General features: G+C 44.3%; 11 protein-coding genes and 1 pseudogene. 2 read left to right on the top strand and 10 right to left on the bottom strand.

Annotated elements, in window-relative coordinates; genetic code table 11:
* The 9 genes and pseudogenes from GC098_RS28995 to GC098_RS28955 form a co-directional block, all read right to left on the bottom strand.
* A pseudogene (locus tag GC098_RS28995) lies at positions 1-200 on the bottom strand (IS6 family transposase); the annotation flags it as partial.
* A 175-nt stretch (positions 201-375) separates the two neighbouring features.
* Entirely contained in the window at positions 376-1050 is a 675-nt protein-coding gene (locus GC098_RS28990) for an ABC transporter ATP-binding protein (protein WP_171646758.1), read from the bottom strand.
* A 60-nt stretch (positions 1051-1110) separates the two neighbouring features.
* On the bottom strand, positions 1111-1653 hold the full coding sequence (gene sigK / locus GC098_RS28985) for an RNA polymerase sporulation sigma factor SigK (RefSeq protein WP_171646756.1): 543 nt from the start codon (positions 1651-1653) through the stop codon (positions 1111-1113).
* 1060 nt (positions 1654-2713) lie between these two features.
* Positions 2714-8371, bottom strand: a complete 5658-nt coding sequence (locus GC098_RS28980; RefSeq protein WP_171646754.1) for an OmpL47-type beta-barrel domain-containing protein — start codon at positions 8369-8371, stop codon at positions 2714-2716.
* Positions 8372-8576: 205 nt separating this feature from the next.
* Positions 8577-8804 carry a hypothetical protein gene (locus tag GC098_RS28975; protein ID WP_171646752.1) on the bottom strand — a complete coding sequence of 76 codons (228 nt, stop codon included), beginning with the start codon at positions 8802-8804 and terminating at the stop codon, positions 8577-8579.
* A gap of 468 nt (positions 8805-9272) precedes the next feature.
* A complete protein-coding gene (locus GC098_RS28970; RefSeq protein ID WP_171646750.1) occupies positions 9273-11363 on the bottom strand; it encodes a DUF5054 domain-containing protein in 2091 nt (696 codons plus the stop codon).
* 231 nt (positions 11364-11594) lie between these two features.
* Positions 11595-13100 (bottom strand): ABC transporter substrate-binding protein, encoded by a 1506-nt coding sequence (locus GC098_RS28965; RefSeq protein WP_171646748.1) that lies wholly within the window; start codon positions 13098-13100, stop codon positions 11595-11597.
* Between the two features lie 55 nt (positions 13101-13155).
* The gene (locus tag GC098_RS28960) at positions 13156-14031 is read right to left on the bottom strand and encodes a carbohydrate ABC transporter permease (protein WP_171646746.1); all 876 of its coding nucleotides are present in this window, start codon (positions 14029-14031) and stop codon (positions 13156-13158) included.
* Between the two features lie 20 nt (positions 14032-14051).
* On the bottom strand, positions 14052-14978 hold the full coding sequence (locus tag GC098_RS28955; protein ID WP_171646744.1) for an ABC transporter permease: 927 nt from the start codon (positions 14976-14978) through the stop codon (positions 14052-14054).
* A 170-nt stretch (positions 14979-15148) separates the two neighbouring features.
* Here GC098_RS28955 and GC098_RS28950 point away from each other — a divergent pair, with 170 nt between their 5' ends.
* Positions 15149-16963, top strand: coding sequence for a sensor histidine kinase (locus GC098_RS28950; RefSeq protein WP_246359035.1), 1815 nt, complete (start codon positions 15149-15151; stop codon positions 16961-16963).
* Positions 16917-18167: a response regulator transcription factor gene (locus GC098_RS41330; protein WP_312880409.1), complete on the top strand. Its 1251-nt coding sequence runs from the start codon at positions 16917-16919 to the stop codon at positions 18165-18167. Before GC098_RS28950 ends, GC098_RS41330 begins: the two co-directional genes overlap by 47 nt.
* Before the next feature lie 256 nt (positions 18168-18423).
* Here the strand turns inward: GC098_RS41330 and GC098_RS28940 are convergent.
* Positions 18424-19588: cohesin domain-containing protein (locus tag GC098_RS28940; RefSeq protein WP_246359033.1), on the bottom strand; the 1165-nt coding region annotated here is incomplete at its 5' end.

Genomic DNA, 19588 nt, shown 5'->3' with positions numbered 1-19588 from the left:
GACGAATTCGTTTATCTAATTCTGGGCTAAATTGATGAACCCACCGCATAATGGTTGTATGAGCCATGCCAAGACCCCGTTCTTTCATCATCTCCACGATCACGATAACTTAGGCTATATTTCAAATACCATCTTACCGTTAGCAAGATAACCTCTGATTCATACTGCTTCCACTTAAACAAATTTAATTCCGATTCCAAAGTAATTGCCCCATCTCATGACTTCATTTCGATCATGGTATCATGTATCGGAGCTTTGCACCACAACCCTTTAAAGGGCAAAGTTACCGAGTGGATTTGAACCACTTAGATTGTGCGACTGTGAGGCGGACAAACAAACCAGAACCCCTTATTCGGAGTCCCAGTTTTATAAACATTAAACAACTTCATTCAACCGCCCATCCCGAAACCGCACAATCCGCTTCGCCTGCTGCGCAATCAATGAGTCATGCGTAATCAAAATAATCGTCCGACCTTGTGCATGTAATCTCTTTAAAATGTTTAAAATCTCCACACCTGTCTTCGAATCTAACGCTCCAGTAGGCTCATCCGCCAAAATGATCGACGGATCTCCTGCCAACGATCGAGCAATAGCAACACGTTGCTGCTGTCCACCAGATAACTCTGATGGAAAATGCTTCTTACGATCCAGCAAGTCAACCGATTCTAGTGCTTGTAAAACGAGAGTCACTCTTTCCTTTTTGCTCATTCCCCGATAGATCAAAGGCAACTCCACATTCTCATAGGCACTTAATCTTGGAAGCAAGTTGAAACTTTGAAAAACGAAGCCAATCTTCTGATTACGAATCTCAGCAAGTTTAGAATCCTTAAGTACGTTTATTGCTTGACCATTCAGGTCATAGATACCTTTATCTACAACATCCAAACACCCGATGATGTTCATTAGCGTTGATTTGCCGGAACCTGACGGCCCCATAATACCTACGAATTCTCCATGATCAATATCTAACGAGACGTCATCTAACGCTTTAATCGTTTCCTCGCCCATCGTATAATATTTACTGGCATTTTCGATATGGATTAAAGTCATAACCTTCACCTCCATTACTTGCACAAAGACCAAATAAATGAAGTATCTGATTTATAACCCTTACCGTTTCGCCTTATAAAACTCATGATACAGCTTCATCAGCGCCCGCTTCTCAATCCTCGACACATACGAGCGACTGATGCCGAGCTCCTTCGCAATCTCCCGCTGCGTCCGCTCTTCCCCACCAAGCTCCAGCCCAAACCGCCCGACGACGACTTCCTTCTCGCGATCGTCCAATATCTCCAGATTGCGATAGATTTTACTCTTCTCTATCTTCAGCTGTACCTTATCCACGACATCGTCGGCCTCCGTGCCAAGGATGTCGATCAAAGTAATCTCATTCCCCTCTTTGTCCGTTCCGATGGGATCATGCAAGGACACATCTCTACGCGTTTTCTTCAATGAACGCAGATGCATCAGAATCTCGTTCTCGATGCAGCGAGCAGCAAACGTCGCGAGCTTGGTCCCTTTGTTAGGCGAAAACGACTCGATCGCTTTGATCAATCCGATCGTCCCAATCGAGATCAAATCCTCGAGATCTTCCCCTGTGTTGTCGAATTTTTTGACATTGTGAACACGAAGCAATGTAAATTGGTTTAACATATTGAAAAGCGACACCTTTGGACTAAGATGAAGTCCTTGACTGCCGCTTTTAATAAACTAGGATATTAAGTTGTCGTGACCGTAAGTAACCCTTTTAAGGCATGAGAGATTAGAAGAAATAATTGAAACATTTTACCATTTATAAATCTACTGCACGCATACTCCACAATTCCCTGGAGATTGACCATTCCAAGGCTCAACGGGTCGACGCCCTTACATTCCTCCCTCAGAATGATGATATTTTCTTATGTATGCTCGCTTGTTCGCAGGATTTCACATCTCATAGAGGGATCGTCATCTTTTCCCATATCGCTCCATATCCTGCACAATGCTCCATGCTACCATTGGTGGTTCTACCTCCCATGACTCAACGGGTCATAATACCCTGTCATTCCATCGTTATACCTGTCCAAGAGATGGAGACTGATCTGCTTCGTTCACGGGTCTGTGCCCTTAAGGAATGTGAATCCAGTACTCTGGTGCTTTCTTTCTTTGTACAAAATCCTGCGAACAAGCCAACTTACGTCTTTTATTAAGTTAATTACTGTTGCATATCTCACGCAACAGACAAAAAATCAACGCTTATTCCCAATAAAGTACATAAGCGGTGAGCTTTTAAGATTTCATTATCGTTTTCTTCAGAACATATTCCTTCGGTGTTAACTCATATTTCTTTTTTTAATAGTTTATAAAAATAACTTTCATTTTCCATTCCGATCTTCTCAATGATCTGGACGATGGTGAAATTTGAATGCTTCAGCATCTCTCTTGCCTTCTCCAATCGGACTCGGGCAGTTTTTCGTTCTCCAGATGATTATCCTTGTTCGTATCAAATTGTTTCAGTATGTCCCTTTCATCAAAAAAAGTTCATAGTCAATCACGTTTCCTTTAACGTATACCGCTGAGTAACCCATACTTTGGTTATGGGCAAATGAAGTGCTGGCATCCGCAAAAAATATGATAGTGATTATGAACAAGGACAGGAATGTAACAAAATGGATGAGGGGGAGAAAATTGATCTCCCCCCAGTGTCATGCCTTTATTCTACACTTGAATTGCTCTACTTTTGTGTCAATACATATTGAGCGTCTCGCAGCAAATATTCAGTCGCTTCGCTTGAGATGTGCTTCCCGCTTTGAGCCTTCACTTCATTCACAAAGCTGTTCAGATTGTTTTTCTCCAATTTTGCCTGCAGGCTATTGGTAATACCGGCATTATCGATCCCATTGTTATTAGCAAAGCGTGTCACCAATTCCTTTAAAGTATCGATGCTGGCTACCGTCGTAAACTGAACGGTCTTGCTTACGTGGTTGCCGGCCAAGTCGATGGACGATACAACAAGCGTATGTTGCCCAAGCGGCAACGTATAAAGCGGGATCGCCGTTCCGATTTGGTAAGAATACGTATCCAGCGTCACCGTCGTCTTGCTGCTGTCCACACCCGACAAGATATCCGTCAGTGCAATCTGAGGCGTCAAATCCACGGAATCTTGATAAATGCTGTTATCTCCCGGTACGGCCACCTCGACCACAGGGGCGGCTGAATCCAGGTTGAAGCTTACCGATTTTCCTTCTTCTTGATTGCTGGCGTTATCCGTGGAGCGGAAGTTTATCGTATGTGTTCCGCCTTGATCAAACGTTAACGGCGATGTGTAAGACTTCCACGTAGTACCTCCATCCAGACTATACTCCGTCTTCGCTACTTCCGACAGATTGTCCACAGCGTTCAGGCTTACCGCAATCGGATGCACGTACCATCCGTTCAGTCCATCCGGCTCGGCAGGTGTTATCGCTGCTTTTGTCTCAGGAGCTTTCTTATCGATGCTAACGGATACTGTATGCGCTTGTTCTATGTTGCCTACTTTGTCTACGCTCCAATATACAAGCTTGTGAACTCCTTCTTCTGACAATACGACGGAAGTTCCCGTTTGCTTAGCGCCATCGTCTACCGTGTAGTAGGTATTAGCTACACCCGATACGTTATCGATTGCGCTTAAGGTTACCGTGACATCTTGATTAACCCAACCGCTTGGCGTATTGTCCGTTGTCGTTGGTGCTTGTTGATCAACTCCAGCTTTCATCAATTGCGTTACTTGGTCCTGAGTCAACGGACCGCTAAATACGCGAACTTCGTCCAGCTGTCCACTGTAAGCTTCTCCACCGGATTCAGCGGCTCCCAGCATGATTTTACTCGTTGCGATCGGAAGCGACCCGAGATTCGTTGCATCGCTTGCCACTACCTTACCGTCGACATAGATCTTCAACCCCAATGCGTGATCGTAGGAAGCCACATAATGATGCCAGTTGTTATCGCTGTAGGTCCATGAAAACGATAGCAATTTAAGATTGGATGAACCATTGGGCCAATAGGCCACTTGAGCTGCACCCCCGCCTGTCCACTGTAGGGCCGTGAAACGCTTATCTTGACGGAAAACGCTCGCGTAGCCGGATGAAGGCTGAGAGGTCTTGAACCACAACGACACGGACTCGTCACCCGTTTGATTCAAAGTTGCCGAAGGGTTGATCTCAGCCCTTGAGCCGCCGCTGAAAGCAAGCGCTCCGCCGATCTTGCCCGAATTGGTCCAAGTTGGGTTGTTAACCAGAGTCCCGGTGTTGCCTTTGCCTGAAGAATCGCCGACGGTTGTACCGGAGCCTTCATCGAACTTCCAGTGTGCTAATAGTTCGGCAGGCTTTACAGATACGCTAATGCTTGTTGTCAAAGGTACGTTGTTCGGGTTTAGGACTCCAGTAGGCAACGTTACTTCTCCTGTTACAGTGAAGGTCTGCGCCGTCGTGGCAGTTGGATCGTAGTTTGCACTATTTAAATCCCAATTCACACTGGCATTCACATTTCCTAAATCGGTTACAAGCACTGCATTTACGGGCAATCCAAGAGCTGCTGCTGTCTTTGCCGTTCCGATGTTCACTCCTATAATGGCTGCAGGCGCTTTAATGCTGACAACTGCTGATGGCGCCGTATTGGTGACTACGACTTCATTTAAAACGAAATGTTTCCACGTTAAGTTTGCGTTATTGATTTTAATCCGAAACCCTTTTTTGTTCGTAACTTGTGGAAAGAAGATAGATTTCGTTTGAATTCCAGAGTCAGACTTGTAAGTCAATGTGCCGGAAGTAGCGACTCTTGTCCAGTTCGTGGAACCGTCATCGGATACCTCCACGTCAAAGTTCGTAACACCTTGGTCAGAACAATAACCACATGAGATGTTGACAGTATTGAATGTTTGCCCTGACGGCCACTCCAACGTGTAATATTGCGGGAACCCAGGTGAATCCTGGCTCACGTAACTTGTGTTGGGATCCCCGTCTATCGCTTTACCCGGCGAAGATTGCGGGTTGCTGCTGACATTAGATGCGCTTGCTGTAGCCAGTCCGACCAATCTACCCACAAAAATTTCGTTGATGGCAAAATGATTTGACGATAAGTTAGCATTGTTGATTTTAATACGTACACCTTTCTTGTTCGCAACTTGTCGGAAACCGATGGTCTTCGTTTCATACCCGGAGTTTGATGTGTAAGTTAAATCGCCTGATGAAGCGACCGTCGTCCAATTCGTGGTACCATCATCCGATACTTGTACGTCAAAGTCCGTAATTCCTTGACCTTGACATGAGCTACAAGTAAGCATGACAGTGTCTAGTGTTTGTCCTATTGGCCATTTCATTGTGTAATATTGCGGGAAGCTGGGCGAATCTCCACTCTTGTAACTAGTATCTAAATCCCCATCTAATGCTTTATCCAGCGAAAATTGAGGGTCGCTGCTTACACTCGTAGCGCTCAATTGTAGTGTAGGATCCAAGTTTAAATTATTCGTATACACTGTGTTGACTGTGTCGTTGTTCGTAAGCCTCATTTGTACCGTGTTGGTGTAGCCGTTTGCTATCGAGATCTTTTTTTCAGAGAAATTGTCACAGCACTGGTTCTTCGTCGCGACCGCCCATAAGTTATTGATATTCAAACGCGTATTGCTTCCATTGATCTCAGCCCTGATTGAGCCCGTCCCATCCCCTTCGGCACGGAGCCGGATGTTGGAGTCATTCAAAATCAAGGAACTGTAAACGAAGTAAGTTTTGGAGCTTCGGAAATCGTTTGTCCCCCGATCGCCAGGATCGTTGACTCCGAATTCCCCAAAGCTTTTCTCGTCAAGCGACCATGACCAAGTCGGCAGTATTCCATAAGTATCCTTCTGGGCTGCTGGCTTGTGTTTGGCTGCCTGTCCTACGTTGCGGCCGATATGATCCGACGGATAAGACGTCCATTTGCCTTTTCTCAGCCAAGATAGAGTATCCGCATTGCCCGTAACGTCGTACCCCACGCCTACTTCCGAGTAATCGGATGGAGGATTCGCTACCGTATAGGTTGTACGGATAAGTCCTGTTCCGTCAACTTTGATGGCGAAGGTAGCTCCGACAGAACCGTAAGTCCCATCAATCGTAATGACGGCTTCGTTATTGACGATGGAGCTCGTTATCGATTTGAAAGTCCAGGCTGAAAGGGATGCCTTCCCCATATTCAAATACGGTCCACCTGTCAATACGGTGCTGCCGCTGTATATACCCGACGTGATCATGCCAGTACTTTTGCTTAACTTAAGAGCATAATCAGTTCCCGTCACGGTCATTGAAGTCGCATCTTCCGTAATCGCCGGAGCTGAGCCAGACGGTTCAGCAAAGTTATATAGCGGTTTGCCGATCGTCAAGTTGTATTCATTTTCCAAATAGCCCTGCGGATTCGTAAACTTCAAGTTGAGGACTTCCCCCAACTTCCAGTCACGGGCAGGAATTGTAATCGTCCCAGTCGCGCGCGGATCGATATTCGTATTCACTGTTCCCGAGCTCGATCCGACATTGTAAGTGATATTCATCTCGCTCATATTGGTAAAATCGTGACGATTTTCTACACTAATGACCAAAGGCTTATTCGCTCCAGGATGAACCAATGCCTTCCCTTTAATTATGTTGGTACTATATACTTCTTTCACATTATAGTATTCTGGTTTTTCACGGCCCCATGCATCCAATAAGGTACCCCAAGTGGCGTTTACACCGTTTGAACCAGCCGCCTGAAACGAAGCATCCATCGTTGCCCACAACCCGCCGCCGAGAATACCCGGATTAGCGTACATGCCGTTCCAATAATTCGAGAGATATTCGCCGTAATAATCCCGAATTCCTGGATCATAAGCAGGTTCCACGTAAAAACCGTGAGCATATTCATCGTAAATCGTCGGTTTCGTTGAGGATGGCGAACCCGTTTGATAATGGACGCTGTATATGGAAGTGTCTACACCATTGTAGCCCCAGCTATGCTTATTCGGACGAGTCGGATCTTCCAGTCTGATGTAATCCAGCATCTTCGTCATATTGGAACCTGCAGGACTCTCGTTGGCAATGGACCAGTACAAGATGCTTGGATGCGTTTTATCGAGCTCAACGTTTTCCGAGAATTGGGTCATATATTCCTCAGTATAGTTCGAGCTGTTCGCCGTCGCGGCATTCCCGCCCCCGTCAGCAAACATAACGGATGTCTCATACTCAACGAACATGCCCAATTCGTCTGCCAAGTCTAATACGATCTCAGGCGGCGCCATATGTGCAGTTCGAATATAATTGATATTGGCGGCCTTCAATTTCAATAAATTTTTCCGTTGCTCTTCTGCTGATGTAACGAACCCTTCCGTTGCGTAGGTGTATTGATAGTCAGAGCCATGCAATTTGACCGGCTTGCCGTTTACAAGCACTTTTTGACCGCTCACCTGAATTTCACGGAAACCAATCTTTTTGACAATCGTCTGAGTCGTATTTCCATTGACGACAAATGTGCCAGTCAGCGTATACAGATTCGGGTGCTCGGCATCCCATTTGAGTGGAGCGGTCACGGGTATAGACACGCTGCCTTCGGGATTAGATGAACTGACGGAAATCGAGCTCGGAGAAAGCGCTACGTTATTGCCGGATGGATCCCTCAATGAAAGTTGGACGGTTGCATTTGATCCTCCGTTGAATACGATTCCACTTTCTACCTTTAATGTTGCATTGTTATAATCAGCATCCATATCCGTCGATGCGTGAAGCCGCATTGCATAGTCCTGTGGAGCTGCGTACAATGTTAGATCACGTGTTATGCCTCTCTGATGGTGAAATGCTGGTGTGGCATTATGCGCATTAACGCCGATCGTAACCCATGCGTTGGAACCCGGAATGACATAATTCGTAATATCCGCATCCCAGGTAGAGAAAGCCCCCTTATGCGTACGTACCAAATTGCCATTCACCCATACCCGGGCTTCGGTGTAAGCAGCTTCAAATCGAATAAATATTCGTTTCCCTGCAAATTCGGACGGGATGTCAATTTGCTTCTTGTATGGAAACTCCGTATCTTTATCTGTTGTACAGCCATTTCTACAGTGTGTCACAAACCCTTTGATGGCCAAATCGCTTGGAATTTGAACGTCTTTAACATTCGGCCAAGTCGAAGGATCGGACGAGTTATCCCAGAAGTTGGTCGGCGGCGTTTTTGTAAATTTCCAGGTGCCATTTAAACTGACCTTAGGCGTCGTAACATCCGTAACACTATCTGGCAGCGGTGGGACAACCGGTCTCGGCCAAACAGAGTTAGCGCTTGCAACGCTGCTTATCATGAGCAACGTTGCAAAAAGAATAATGGCCAAGAAAGGTATGGAACTTAGTAGTTTTCTCATTGTTTACCTCCATTATTATTAATTAGCCTCCGGGAATTAAATATATTCCATGTCTGCTTTGGTATTACGGCCAGGGTCTGTTATTGTTTCACCTCGAAAATCGAGGTAATAACAAACCATAATCTGTGAACCGGTGTGAAACCTCACGCATATCCATTTTATGAAAACCGTTTTTTGGAGTGCCCTTATGATTCCTGTACCATTTTTAATGCCTGTCGAGTTGTACAGCCTTGCTCATTGCGGTAAGCGCTCCCACGTCCGTAAAGTCCAACTTTTCTGTTTTACTGTCAGGCAGCTGAACCGACCGAGCCAGCAGAGTTGTTTTAGAATCTAGGTTGTGGGTTGTACGGTGACTTTCCACCCCTATTTCGCCAACATCAACCACAACCCCGATTAACAAGCACATCCGCACCATATGCCGCAGTTTGCTCAATGCTTATTTGTGAAAATCACTTCTTCCATAATTCGCTCTATCCAAATGTTTTCGGCGGTGCAATCCATTCTGCAAGTCGAACAAAAAGAGTGAGGCATTTGTTCGCCAAGATTAGGAATAAACTCCTATTCTATAGGTAACTTGGCAACCTCCGTATGAATTTTAGCTTATATGAGTAAAACCGATGAATTCATCCATGATACCGTTATCTTCATGTTATACCCCCCCTTTCTTTTAGTTTGCAACGTTGTCTATTCGCTCTAAAGACAGCGTTTACATGACAGTTATTACCTGTTTGTTTGCCTCATAAATAATCTAATACTCCTGCTTGTGGAGCCCCATGGTTATATAATTTAAATCTAAGGCTAAGCGCTCAACTGATTGGACGGAAAATAAAATAGCCCGTTACCAAAAGGAAGGCCGAGGCCAAGGGAAATTCAGTCTTGACCTTCCATGGCTTTTAGCCTATTACATCCTATTCGACTGTAAAGTCATACGGAATCGATACTTCATATTGTCCTCGAACCACATCGGGAAGTTGGTGCCCCAAGAATTATTGTGCAGATTAAAATGAAAGCCACCCTCGAGTGGAGCAAACGTATTGTCAAATTGCAGCAATCGTCTTTCACCCAGGCAAACTACAGGCGCATCCAGTGTCTCAATCACGACACTTCCATCCGCACCTTCATAATAAAGTCCTGTATTCACAGCGTGCATATTCCGATTTCCGTTCTTTACTACCAATAACGGCGAAATCCGTGTACCCAGTTTATCCATCATCCACATGTTTGGATTGTCAACGCAAGGGACAAATGAGAACCAGCTCGCTTCTGGCAAACGGCATGCCGATTTATCCATCCAGTTCAACTCCACATCGATGTTTACATCGTCATGATGGAACGTGTACACGATCTCGAGCTGATGAGGTGCGCCATAATGCTTGCTAGCATCGGAAGGCATCTCCAATTGAGCCCATACTTTGTCTGCGTCCGCTCGCCTTTCCAATTGAAGATTTCTTAGAATCGGAGAGTACTGCTTATGTTCCGGAGCAGGATCTATATATTCAATTCCGGGCTTGGCATGATCGGGAATCGCCCAAATATAATTCTTTTTCATGTCAACCGTATATTCCTTAATATAGCGGTCGTAGTTTTCTTGGCCGAACGTTTCATATCGGTAGGCAGCCAACCTATTGCCATCATTTGCCCATACTTTCCCATTTGGATCTACCAGATGATCGATCGAACCGTCAGAAGCGAAGCTAACTCGAAATTTCCCTAACGTATAGCATCGGTTCATTTCAAGATGTTCAATGTTTTCGGCGCCATTTGAATGAGATGAACGGACAGGGTTCAGGCTGTCTAACACTTTCTTTGCTTCAATTTGCAATTCCGAACTTAGCGCTGACACCGCCTGATCCAGATATGCGCGCTGCTCCTCCCACGAGCTTTCAAAGTGCCGATAGCTGCGCTCCACCTTTCGCCCAAGTCGATTAAACGTATTATAATGCGGACCTTGAACATCTTCATCCGTATATTGATCCTTCGATCTCGCCGCCGCAAAATCCGCTGCAGCGTAATTGACGTAATCCGCCAAATATGTTTTCTCATCCAACCCCCAAGTATGCTCTGCGATCAACATGAGACGATTGCAAAACTTGCCGTAACTTTCGCCATTTGGATCTAGAGAACCCATACCTACCCATTTATCCCTTAATCGAAGCAGCTCCCGGTAGCGTGCCACTTTGAGCGGATCGGAAGCCGTGCCCTGGATCCACGAATCACCTATTTCCTCATTAACGACCGGAAGCACATGCTTACATTCCAGCAACTTTTCGGCGAATGCGTCCAGTGTTGATGCAGCAATTTCCGCTCCCGGGTAATCAGTTTGCAATCGTCTATACAGCAACTCTATATCTTCTAAGGAAGAAGGACCGTTATTGTCGCCTGTGTGGGCAAAATAGAGCGCATCCTCAAGTCCCTCCACTTCCAGAGCTTGACCATAATCACCGGCATAGTTAACGATCAGCTCGGAGCCGTCGCTCGACTTCCAAACAAACGCTTGCGGGACGCACGGAGGCTTGCTGGAAGGATTTACTCCTATATGCAAATAACTAATTCCGAAACTAGCCAATATAGGTACGATGCCGATCGTATGTCCCGGAACATCCGTCATTTTCGCGGCAATGGTCTTTTTCCCGAATCGTTGATCCAACTTCTTGGAAATCGACAAGCCATATTCGAGCAGTGTTTTATCCATCAATTCCGTATGGGTTGTAAAAGGAAGACCGTGCCAGGCAATTTCTCCTCTGCTAATCGCATTCTCCATTCGGATCTGCTGCTCTTCCGACGCGGATTGCAAATATTCCTCGATCAGCCAAGACCCAACTGTCCAAATAAATTTCGACCGTCCGTCATCGCATGCCATCCGTTCAGACAATGATAAGGCTTGCGGAATAAACGTATTCATGTACTTGTCAACCACATTAGCCGCAAGATCGGTAAACCCAATATCCAAATGCGTTTTAAAAATAACATGTACTTTATTAACTGTAGTCATAATTCGGCTTCCTTCTTTCATTCTTTCACAGAATCGAGCACGACCCCGTGAATTAAATATTTTCGGAAAAATGGCTTACGCGAGAAACGTGAGCGCGATCGGCAGCGTTCTCATGTTATGACATATCCGCTGAAATTACGCAAAAAAATGAATGACCAGCATCTGCATGGAGGTATAAGCAGAATTACAACCCTAGTCCGGACAACCGTACTAGGGCATTATTCATTTCATTTATTTTTGTGCAGACAAGTAAGCATCCAGTTGTTTTTGATATTCATTAAGAACCTTGTTGATCCCGGCATCTTTCAATCGCTTCAGCAATTTTTCTTTAACCGAGGAGTATTCCACAAGGCCGCTATACAATGGGACCTGATATTCTTTAACAATGGCGGTTACTTTGGCTATTTCGTTCTTCATCGGCTCGGAATCTACGCTAAAGCCGATTAAATTCGTTTTAATGGCCCCGTTATCCCAGTTCTTAATAACATCCAATTGCGCTGGCGTAATGTTCTTGCTGAACTTGGCGTATCTCATATCCGTCCAAGCCCAACTGATCGGCAGGTATTGCTTGTCGTTTGCGATTCCATCGTAGGAAGCGCTGTTGCCGTCTAATTTATAATTTATACCTTCTACGCCGAGGGAGAACAGGTTATAGTTTTCTTTGTTGCTGTGAACCCAGTTCACGAATCGAACCGCCTCTTTAGGATGCTTGCTCGTCGAAAATACGGCCAATAAGTTGTCTACGGAGTTGAAGATGTATTTCGGTTTATCGGATTGGAATTGAACGAATTCGATTTCCGCTCCGGGTACACTCGCCACTAAACCATCAATGGTCTCTGTAGGACGGAATAAATTCGATGCTATGGCAGCAGTTTTGCCATTACCGAAATCTTCCTTCGCCGCGATAGGATCTTTCGGGGTGTATCCTTTGTTATACCATTCATGGGCCTTGTTAACTAAATTAGCGAATGCTTCGGATTCATAAAGATTTTTGAACGTTAAAGGCTGTTGCGTAACATCAATGTAAAAGAAGCTATTGAATAGGTCTCCGTTCGCGTAATAACTAGGTAAGTATTCACGACCGAGTCCAGTCGTGTTGATGCCTAATGGGATCATTGTCGGTTCGTTCGCTTTCACGGCTTCCAAATATTTATCGAAATCTTCGAGCGTTTTGATTTCTGGAAGGTTGTACTTCTTGCGCAAGTCTCCACGAATCTGGAAAGTATCATTATTTTGCGCGACTGGTACTACCCGAGGTATCGCATAGATTTTTCCACCAATTTTGGCGCCTTTCCAGACATAGTCTGGCGTGTTCTCCTTTAATTGTTGTCCGTCGCTATCCAAATACTCATCTAGTGGCAATAATACGTTCTTGGCTACGCTTTGCGGCAGATTTGCAATATGGGACCATGTCAAATCGAAATCTTCTCCGCCAGCGACGATTAAGCTTTGTTTATTCCAATACGTATCCCATGGAACAAAAGTAAAGTTAAGCTTAAAGTTAAGGCCATCGGCTTTCATTTTCGTATCAACCGCAGTTGATACAGCATCCAAATCCTTCGGAGGATCTCCCGGGAATAGAATTTTTAACGTTACTTCTTCGTTCGCTAATGCGGGCGCTCCAGAAGGTGCTGCTCCTTCATTTTTATTGTTATTACCGCCACAACCTGCAAGCATCGTTACTGCTAGAATTGTCGTAAGACCAATGCCGACTAACTTTCTTTTTTGGCCTTTCATACTTTCACTCCCTTTGTATGTGTCTCATATATGTTGACCAGCTTTGTCGCCGGGATCAACCTTTAACGGATCCAATCATGATTCCCTTGACGAAATACTTCTGCACATAGGGATATACGAGAATAATCGGGCCGATTGCCACGAGGAACATGGCGAATACCAACGTTTCGGATGGTAGTTCAACTGTTGCGATATTCGTATTCATGCTCATAAACTGAATCATCGAATTAATTCGGTATAACAAAAATTGCACTGAGAATAAGCTGCGATCGTCTATCAACCATAGAGGCATTATGAAATCGTTCCAATAAGCCAAGGAAACAAACAATCCGATCGTCGCCAGGATCGGTCCCGATAGAGGAGTAATGATCTTGAAGAACACGTACCATGGGCCAGCTCCATCAATTTCAGCTGATTCCGATAATGCCGTTGGAATCGTTTTATAATAATTGCGAAGCAAGAAAATATTGAAGGGACTTACCGCCAGCGGAAGAATATAAGCAAGTATGGTGTTCCTCAAGTGAAGCACCTTCGTCAGATTCAGGTACCAGGGGACGAGCCCTGCGCTGAATATGATCGGAATGAAGATAATAACAGCGATTATGTTGCGGTATCTTACTTTCGGTATGGAGATTGAATATCCAAGCAACGTTGATACGATCAGTGAGAATATCGTTCCGACCACCGTGACAAAAATTGTAATTGAATAGGCCTTAAACACAACGCCGTCCATGAATATAACTTTATATGCAGATAGCGAGAATGCGTCTGGGAAGAATTGATACCCATTCATGAGAACCGACTTTTCACTCGAGAATGACACGACGACAGCCAAGACAAACGGGACTATCGTCAATAAACTAAATAGGATAAGGCTACCGTAAATCAGACAATCCATTAAACTCCATTTGTTAATAGTATTGCTTTTCATTCCATTCACCTCGCTTCTGATTAGAACAATGATGAGTCTTTATCGTATTTCTTGACGAGCCAGTTGCTCCCTAATACAACGATAAAGCCTACAACGGATTGACACAGGCCAACTGCGGTCATCATGCCGTATTCTCCCCCCCCAGTAATCATCGACCGATAGATATAGGTGTCAATAACATCTGTCGTCTCGTATAACAATCCGTTATTCTCAACGATGGCATAGATTAACGCAAAGTCACCGAAGAAGATTCTGCCTATGGACATTAAAGTCAAAATAATAATAGTAGGGATTAGATTCGGAATTAAGATATAACGTATCTTCTGCAAGCGGGAAGCTCCGTCGAGAGATGCCGCTTCTAGCATTTCTTCGTCTATTCCGGTTATTACGGCTAGGTAGATAATCACAGTATATCCAACGTTTTTCCATATGTTAGTTGATACGATGATCTTCACCCAATGCTCGGGGTCCGTATACCATTGAATCGCATTTCCATTAGAGGCTTGAATGAGCTCGTTTACGAGACCATGGTCATTGCTAAACAACAATAGGACTAGTTTCCCTACAATGGCGAAGGAGAAGAAATAAGGGATAAACATTATGCTTTGAAATAACTTTTTCATCAATCGATTCTTCAACTCATTGAGCATAAGTGCGAATACGACGGCCAGAATCGTTCCCCATAAGATGTAGTTAAAGTTAATCCATAACGTGTTCATGGTAATCCGCAGGAAATCTCCGTTATCCAAGAAAAACTTGAAGTTCTCGAATCCTGCCCATGGACTTCCATAGATCCCATCCATAGGATTGAAGTTTTTGAAAGCGAGAATCATTCCCGGGTAGGGAAGATACGCAATGGCGATCAACACCGCCAAACCCGGTGCCGCCATTAAATAATAGGATCTGTTCTTCCATAATTCAGCCAGCATACCGCTCTTCATGTTCATTAGCTTCACCTTTTGTCTTCGTTTTCTACACTATAACGGCTATTCGATCAGTTGAATATCGTCAAATATTGAGGTTATATTCTAATGTTGGGAATTATCGCCTCTTCTCTTGTCGGCTATTATTGAAAACGTTATATTTAGAACTACAAGGAGGGAGTCCATTGAAAATAATGAAATCGATCAATGCCAGGATCATTCTCTATCTCTCAATCATAATTGGACTATCCCTAATCAGCTTAGGCGTTATCAGTTATCAAATCTTCTCGAGATTCACTGAAAATGACATGATTAAACACGTCACCTCCGTAACGGCTCAGACGAATCAAAGTCTAGATCTCTATTTAAGCGAAATCAAAGACTCCTTGCATTTCCTTTCCATCGATAAGGATTTAATCTCAAATCTTCAAAATTCCATATCCAAAAACAATAATTATGCCATAGAGCCAGATCAAATCCGGATAAGAATAACCGAGCTCCTGTACAACATGTTTGCTGAGAAGAGCGATATTCGCGGATACTTTATTTATAATAACGACTATAAGATTTCCTTTATCAATAACCTATCGCTGATTGAATACGATTCTCCTTTTCTTAACAAGGTATGGGTTGATTTCAAGAATACTCAGTATGCGTTGCAAACCCGCTTTTATGGCTCACATAAGCCCGATTATTATGAACGCACTTCCAATAAAACCGATGGCAACGTCATTACGATAGCCGCCAATATTAAGGATTCTTACGACCCTTCGAACTCTACGTTATATGGGGTCGCCATATTCGATTACAACATTAGCAAGCTCAAAAGCATCTATGATCGAATTCAAACCCAGACAGGCATTGAATCTATTATCGTCGATGACCAGCAACAATTTATCTATCAGACCGATCCGTCTCTTACCTTATCGAGCTCTTCCATGGAGAAACTATTCGAGCATTCCTCCGGTTACTGGACGGAGAACATCGGAGACGGCAAGAGTTTGTTATCCTATTCCACCTCTGCCATAACCGGTTGGAAGACCGTTAGCCTCCTCTTCTTCTCGCAACTCGACAAAAATTTAATGCTTATCCGTAATACAACGCTTACTCTACTTGCCATAATGGTTACGCTCACGATTTTATTCGCATCGGCAATGACGATTCGAACGAATAAGCCGATATTGGTTCTTGTGAAATTCATCAAGGACGTCGGCAAAGGTAACCTTAATCTCCGTCTGGAAAGGAAATCGACATACGAAGAATTCTCGCTGCTAAATCGCGGAATCAACAATATGTTGGACAAAATCAATGAACTGATCGAGGAATCCGTGAAGCGCCAGTTACTCCAAAAAGAAGCCGAATATGATGCACTCCAGTCCAAAATGGATCCGCATTTTCTTTACAATACGTTGCAATCCATTTCATCTCTCTCTATTCTAGGTCGCAATGTGGACATAGAAAAAGTCACGCACGCCTTGCGGGACATGTTGCATTATTCGCTATATCGTCAGAATGATATGGTACCCATTCAATCCGAGGTTCGTTCCGTAGAAAACTATCTTGACATCCAAAATATTCGATACAATGGCAAAATTCGCTTCCAATTGCATGCCGACAATGACGTCCTCTACTATTCCATCAACAAATTCACACTTCAACCTCTTATTGAGAACGCGATTTATCACGGGGTCGAAGGAATCGATGAAGATTGGTTAATCAGTATTCGTATTACCAAACAATCCGAAGAAGTGAGAATCGAAATATCCGACAATGGCATTGGAATGACGCCTGAACGGCTTCTTGATTTACGATCCCAATTATCCAACAAGAATTTGCGTACGGGAAGAATTGGATTGTCCAGTATAGCAGATCGTTTGGAGCTCAAATTCGGTCCAAGCGCGACTCTGGAAATCGATAGCGAACACCATAAGGGGACAACCATCGTTCTGACGATACCCCAGCATTATTCGGAAAGAGGCGATCAACATAACGACTGTACTACTAATTGATGATGAGCCGCTAACTACCCAAGCCATTCGTCAAGTTCTTCAAGTTCACTTTCCATCGATCGAAATTAGTGGAGAAGTAACCAACGGTGCTAAAGCCTGGGATTCGATTCTGAGGAGAACACCGGATTTCATCATCAGCGATATTCGCATGCCGCATATGGATGGGCTGCAATTAATGGAGAGGATACGCGAGGCAGGCTTGTCCGTCAAAGTCATCTTAATTACCGCTTATGGCGATTTCGAATACGCGAGGAGAGCTATTGCTCTTGGTGCTTTCGGATACATGGTTAAACCTTTCGTGCAATACGAGCTCATTCAGGAAGTAAGTCGCATATGCAAAGAGATCGAAACGGAACTCGCGCATAAGCAAGACATTTCCAAGATCATTCCTCTCGTGGAAGAGAATATGATTAGGAAGTTGCTTGTAGGCAAGTTGCAGCAAGGCGATCTCAACCTGTTAATAAATTTATCGGGTAGCAACTGGAACCAGTATGTTCTAACGATTTTCCGATTCAATCGCTCCTCCGAAAATAAAGAGATTCTCGAAGAAATCGTTAAGATCAGCATGTCCGAAGAGATCAACAGCCTATTTGCGAATCATGGTTGCCGCGTCGTGAGTTTTTTTCAAAAAGAAAACGAATTGGTTGTCCTATATACACCTAAATTGGACGATATTCCGTTCTTACAGGTTTGTCTTGAAACATTGTCCAAATATACGGAAGTTACTATTTTAACCGGTAGTTGCAGGATGAACTTCACGCTTGAACAAATACCGTTTGCTTATGTGGAAGCCGATAAGAACCTTGTCGAGTCCTATACGAGTTTAGCTGTTTCTCTCCCAGATCTCGATCTTACATCGAATGAAAAAGAAAATTATCATTCCGAACTTATGACAAGAGCAGCGGAATACTGCAAAAAGGCATTTACGAAGGATATCAGTCTGCAAAAGATATCCGATCACCTAAATCTCAATAAATACTATTTCTGCACCTTATTTAAGTCGCACTTTGATTTAACCTTCTGGGAATATATCACGGATCTACGTATCGGATATTCCAAAGAGCTTCTTTCTCTCACAAACGAGAAAATAACGGAAATATCCGAAAAATGCGGTTATCTTAACATAAGCCACTTCGGAAAAATATTTAAGAAGACGACCGGTTTAACTCCCGCTGAATATCGCAAGACGTATCAGACGAAATAATGGATTAGAAACATAGAAAAACCGTCCTAAGATGGAAAATGGTAATATCCCCTTTAAGTAGACACTCAGAAAAAACCTTATGGTACCATAAGGAACGAGTGCAACTTGGAGACCGCTTCAAAAGTCCATTTTTTTCAGACAACAAAAGAGTTTAAACCACAGAAGGCGTATTGTTAAAAAAGTCGCTATACAATACTTATCGTCCAAGTACTGTATAACGACTATGAGATTCTACTTACCTTCAATTAAAGTTGTTTTATTGCAAGATCGCCTTGGCTACAATGGCAAGGTCTATAATGTCAACTTTGCCGTCTTGGTTCACATCCGCTTTCTCATTCCAGCCTACTTGACCTGGTTGTTTGCCGTATGTTGCTGCAACGATAGCCAAGTCTCCAATAGAGACACCGCCTCCATTGATATCTGCGTTTATTCTCTTCGCATCAAACACTTGTATTGCTTCTGCCAATGCGGTTTTCGCATTATCCACCTGCTGCTGAGTCGCGTTCGAATTGTCTGCTATCGCTTTGGCCACGTCGATTGCCGACTGCAACTGCGCTTTGGAACCGCTCAAATACAGACCATCACCATTGCCCTCCACTGCTGCATCATACTTCGCCTGAGCGCTTGCAATCGCCCCGTTCAACAGTGACTTATCTACAGGTATAGCAGTTACAATTATTTGGAGCTCACGGGAGGCGCTACCAACCAGCAGTTCATTCCCCTGTCCATTGGCAATCTTTACATCACTTACAGAAATTGTCGTATTGGTTGCCTGGTTGATAGATTTGTCCGAAAAGTTAATTGCGAGCAAATCGCCTTGGGCAGGGACGTTCCCGCCCGCGCTTGCAGCCAAAATACGGAGTTGACCCGGAGCTGTCCCCTTTGTATCGATGACCCGGAAACCGTCTATCAGGGATGTCACCGAATCGAATTGCACACTTGCAGGGTCATACTGTAGTGTGAAATCTTGGGCGTACACTTGCTGGTATACGCTTTGTGTAACATCGGCCAGTCCCATGTTCAGAGTGAAAGTTTGGCCAGAAAGTACCTGCTGTACACCTGTCAATGTAGCCTTTGGTGTTGCTGGCGCTGGCAATACGTTTACGCTGACGCTTGTTGTCAATGCTACGTTGCCGGGATTTACCACTCCTGCAGGCAAAGTTACAGTTCCACTTACAGTGAATGTCTGCTGTGTCCGTACAGCTGGATCATAGCTTGAACCGTCAACATCCCATGTCACAGTGGCATTCACACTTCCCGTATTGGTAACGAGCTCTGTCGTTTCAGGTAATCTAAGGTCTGCTGCTGTCTTCGCCGTACCGCTCACCACCCCTGTGATTGCTGCAGGTGTTGTTATGCTCGTAAGCGTCAGTCCTTCCCCAGCACTCATCAATTGCGTTACTTGATCCTGAGTCAACTTA

The organism is Paenibacillus phytorum (assembly GCF_013141715.1).
GTDB lineage: Bacteria > Bacillota > Bacilli > Paenibacillales > NBRC-103111 > Paenibacillus_E > Paenibacillus_E phytorum.
The sequence above is the reverse complement of the archived record's forward strand: the minus strand, read 5'-3'. Positions and strand labels throughout refer to the sequence as shown.

Coding starts and splice junctions, on each gene's coding strand:
- GC098_RS28990 (WP_171646758.1), bottom strand. CDS start 1,050: ATGACTTTAATCCATATCGAAAATGCCAGTAAATATTATACGATGGGC.
- sigK (WP_171646756.1), bottom strand. CDS start 1,653: ATGTTAAACCAATTTACATTGCTTCGTGTTCACAATGTCAAAAAATTC.
- GC098_RS28980 (WP_171646754.1), bottom strand. CDS start 8,371: ATGAGAAAACTACTAAGTTCCATACCTTTCTTGGCCATTATTCTTTTT.
- GC098_RS28970 (WP_171646750.1), bottom strand. CDS start 11,363: ATGACTACAGTTAATAAAGTACATGTTATTTTTAAAACGCATTTGGAT.
- GC098_RS28965 (WP_171646748.1), bottom strand. CDS start 13,100: ATGAAAGGCCAAAAAAGAAAGTTAGTCGGCATTGGTCTTACGACAATT.
- GC098_RS28960 (WP_171646746.1), bottom strand. CDS start 14,031: ATGAAAAGCAATACTATTAACAAATGGAGTTTAATGGATTGTCTGATT.
- GC098_RS28955 (WP_171646744.1), bottom strand. CDS start 14,978: ATGAACATGAAGAGCGGTATGCTGGCTGAATTATGGAAGAACAGATCC.
- GC098_RS28950 (WP_246359035.1), top strand. CDS start 15,149: ATGAAATCGATCAATGCCAGGATCATTCTCTATCTCTCAATCATAATT.